The organism is Streptomyces odonnellii (assembly GCF_000981895.1).
GTDB lineage: Bacteria > Actinomycetota > Actinomycetes > Streptomycetales > Streptomycetaceae > Streptomyces > Streptomyces odonnellii.
Map to the genome: position 1 here is coordinate 1 of NZ_LATD01000607.1, position 3,109 is coordinate 3,109.

The following is a 3,109-nucleotide window of genomic DNA, read 5'->3' on the forward strand; positions in this document are numbered from 1 at the left end:
AGATAGAGCAGTACGCCCGCCCGTCGTCCCCCGCGTCCGCGGGCCGTCGCCCCGATCTGCTGGCCGCCGGAGCGGGCGTACTGCTCTATCTCGTCGCCTCCGTCGCCGGCGCGCTGATCGAGCGGTACGACGGCACCCTCCATGTCTCCTGGGCACCCCTGCTGGCCGAGTGGAGGCCGCACCTCGGCCCCGGGACCGTCCCCGCGCTGCTCGTCGCCGCCCTGGTCGTCGGGTACGGGCCGGGCCTCGCCGCCAGGCTGTCCTGGCGTCGGCTCGTCTGGGGGAGCTGGGCCGCCGCCATGGCCTGGATCTGGTCACTGGCGCTGGTGGACGGCTGGCAGCGGGGCGTGGCGGGCCGGCTGACCACCCCGCACGAATACCTCAGCGCCGTCGACCGGTTCCAGGACATCCCCGCCACCCTGCGCGACTTCACCCACCACATCCTGATGTACTCGCCGGACTACTGGCCGACACATATCGCCGGCCACCCCCCGGCCGCCGTGCTGACCTTCGTAGGACTCGACCGGATCGGCCTCGGCGGCGGGGCCTGGGCCTCGGCGTTCTGCATCACCACGGGCGCGTCGACGGCCGCCGCCGTTCTGGTCACGATGCGCGCGCTGGGCGCCGAGCGGGCAGCGCGCGCCGCCGCGCCCTTTCTGGTCCTCGCCCCGGCGGCCGTCTGGATCGGCGCGTCCGCCGACGGCTACTTCACGGCCGTCGCCGCCTGGGCCCTCGCCCTGCTGACACTCGCGGCGACCCGGACCGTACGGGCGCCCTGGGCTGCCGCGTCGGGCGCAGGGCTGCTCCTCGGCCTGGCCATGTACCTCTCGTACGGACTGACGCTCATGGCGGTCCCGGCGGTGGCGGTGCTCCTGATCACCCGCACGGCCCGTCCGCTGCCGTTCGCCCTGCTGGGGTTCGCGGCGGTGACGGCGGTGTTTCTGCTGGCCGGGTTCCGGTGGTGGGAGGCGTACGACCTGCTGGTGGAGCGCTACTACCAGGGGGTCGCCCGTGAACGCCCCTATGGCTACTGGGTGTGGGCCAATCTCTCCACCCTCGTCGTCACCGCGGGGCTCGCCTCCTTCGCCGGGCTGGGGCGCGCCCTGCGCCGGCCGCTCCCGCTGAGCCAAGGAAGAAAGCCCGGTGGAGACGGCGGTACGGAAGGCGGTGCGGAGGGCGGTGCGGACGCGCGGTTCGTGCTGCTGGTGGGGGCCGTGCTGCTGGCGCTGGTCATCGCCGATCTGTCCGGGATGAGCAAGGCCGAGACCGAGCGCATCTGGCTGCCGTTCGCCCTGTGGCTCCCTGCCCTGGCCGCGCTGCTGCCCGTACGGGACCGCCGCGGCTGGCTGGCCGCGGGGGCGTGCACGGCCCTGCTGGTCAACCATCTGCTGCTGACGAACTGGTGAGAACACGATGCCCGTGCCCTTTCCGCCCCGTTTCCGGGGCCGCTCCCACGATCCCCGTACCGCCACCGTGGTGGGACGGCTGCTCGGACCGGCCATTCTGGTCTGCTTTCTCACCGGGGTGTTCAGCCATTACCTCCAGGAGCCGCCCATATGGCTCGCCGGGCATCTTCCGACCCGGCCCATATCCGGATACCGCGTCACCCAAGGACTTCATGTCATCAGCGGTATCGCCGCCATTCCGCTTTTGCTGGTGAAATTGTGGACGGTCTATCCGCGCCTTTTCGTCCGGCCCCCGGTCCGCTCCGTACTCCACGCCCTGGAGCGCGCCTCGATCGCGGTACTGGTGGCGGCCACTCTGCTCGAAGTGTTCATGGGGCTGCTCAATACCGTGCAGTGGTATCCGTGGCCCTTTTCCTTCCGGCAGGTCCACTGGTCGCTCGCCTGGGTGGTCATCGGCTCGCTGCTGCTCCATCTCGCGGTGAAAGCACCGGTGATCGCGGCGCATTGGCGTCGTCCGGCCACTGCCGATCCGGAGGCCGCCGTGGATCCGGGCGGGGACGGGGCCGAACCCGCCGCGGACCGCGTGGACCGGCGGTCGCTGCTGTTCGGGCTCGCCGCGTCGGTCGGTGCCGTCACCCTCGTATCGGCCGGCCAGTCCGTCACCCCGCTCAAGGACCTGGCGCTGCTCGCGCCGCGCGACCCCGACACCGGCCCCCAGGGACTGCCCGTCAACCGCACGTTCGCCGCCGCCGGAATCACCGGCGACGACCTGCGCTCCTGGCGGCTGCGGGTGGACGGCCCGAAGCCGTACGAACTGACCCTGGCCGAGCTGCGCGCGATGCGCCAGTACCGGGCCGAGCTGCCCATCGCCTGTGTGGAGGGCTGGTCGAAGTCGGCGCACTGGGAAGGCGTCCGTATCAAGGACCTGCTGGCGCGCGCGGGACTGCCCGACGGAGCGCCACTGCGGATCGTCTCCTTGCAGCGCCGGGGCGGTTACGGCGTCACCGAGATGGACCGCGCCTACACCCGTGACGGACTCACCCTGCTGGCCCTGCGTCTCAACGGCGCGGTCCTCGCACCCGATCACGGCTATCCCGCGCGGATCATCGCGCCCAACCGACCCGGCGCGCTCCAGACGAAGTGGGTCACCCGGCTGGAGGTCCTGGCATGAGCACCACGCGTATCACAAGGCCGAGGGGCGCCGCCGGTTTCACGCGGACCGTCCTGGGAGCCGTGGGCGTACTCGCCCTGGGCTTCGGCGGCTGGCAACTCCTCGGCCGTACCGGCCCCGGCGGTCTGGCCGAGGTCGCTCTCTGGCTCGCCGGAGCCGTCGTCCTGCATGACGGAGTCCTGGTCCCGCTGGTCCTCGCCGCCGGACTGCTCATCGCCGGAACCCGGTTCCGCCCGGTGCTGCGCGCCGGACTGCTGACGGCGGGCTGTCTCACCCTGCTCGCGCTGCCCCTGCTGCTGCGCCCCGGAAAACCGGGCAATCCGTCCGTACTCCCGCACGACTATCCGCTGAACTGGGCGATCGTGGTGGGAAGTACGGCCGCGGCCACGGCTCTGGCCATGGGATGCGCCGCCCTGGCCGGCCGGTTCCGCAAACGCGCGGGAACAGAGGGCTGACCGTCCTGGCACGGCGGCCGGGCAACCCCCGCCGTACGACGTATCGTCGGCCGGGTCCGCCGCCCCCACCCGGAAGG

General features: G+C 72.2%; 3 protein-coding genes. All 3 read left to right on the forward strand.

Annotation, left to right across the window (positions count from 1 at the left end):
• The first annotated feature begins 2 nt into the window (after positions 1–2).
• Genes WH07_RS35585 through WH07_RS35595 form a run of 3 tightly spaced genes read left to right on the forward strand, consistent with a single transcriptional unit; the run spans position 3 to position 3,032 of the window.
• Positions 3–1,406 (forward strand): hypothetical protein, encoded by a 1,404-nt coding sequence (locus tag WH07_RS35585; protein WP_046509368.1) that lies wholly within the window; start codon positions 3–5, stop codon positions 1,404–1,406.
• 7 nt (positions 1,407–1,413) lie between these two features.
• Positions 1,414–2,577, forward strand: a complete 1,164-nt coding sequence (locus WH07_RS35590; protein WP_046509370.1) for a molybdopterin-dependent oxidoreductase — start codon at positions 1,414–1,416, stop codon at positions 2,575–2,577.
• Positions 2,574–3,032, forward strand: a complete 459-nt coding sequence (locus WH07_RS35595; RefSeq protein WP_046509372.1) for a hypothetical protein — start codon at positions 2,574–2,576, stop codon at positions 3,030–3,032. Before WH07_RS35590 ends, WH07_RS35595 begins: the two co-directional genes overlap by 4 nt.
• The last annotated feature ends 77 nt before the right edge of the window (positions 3,033–3,109 follow it).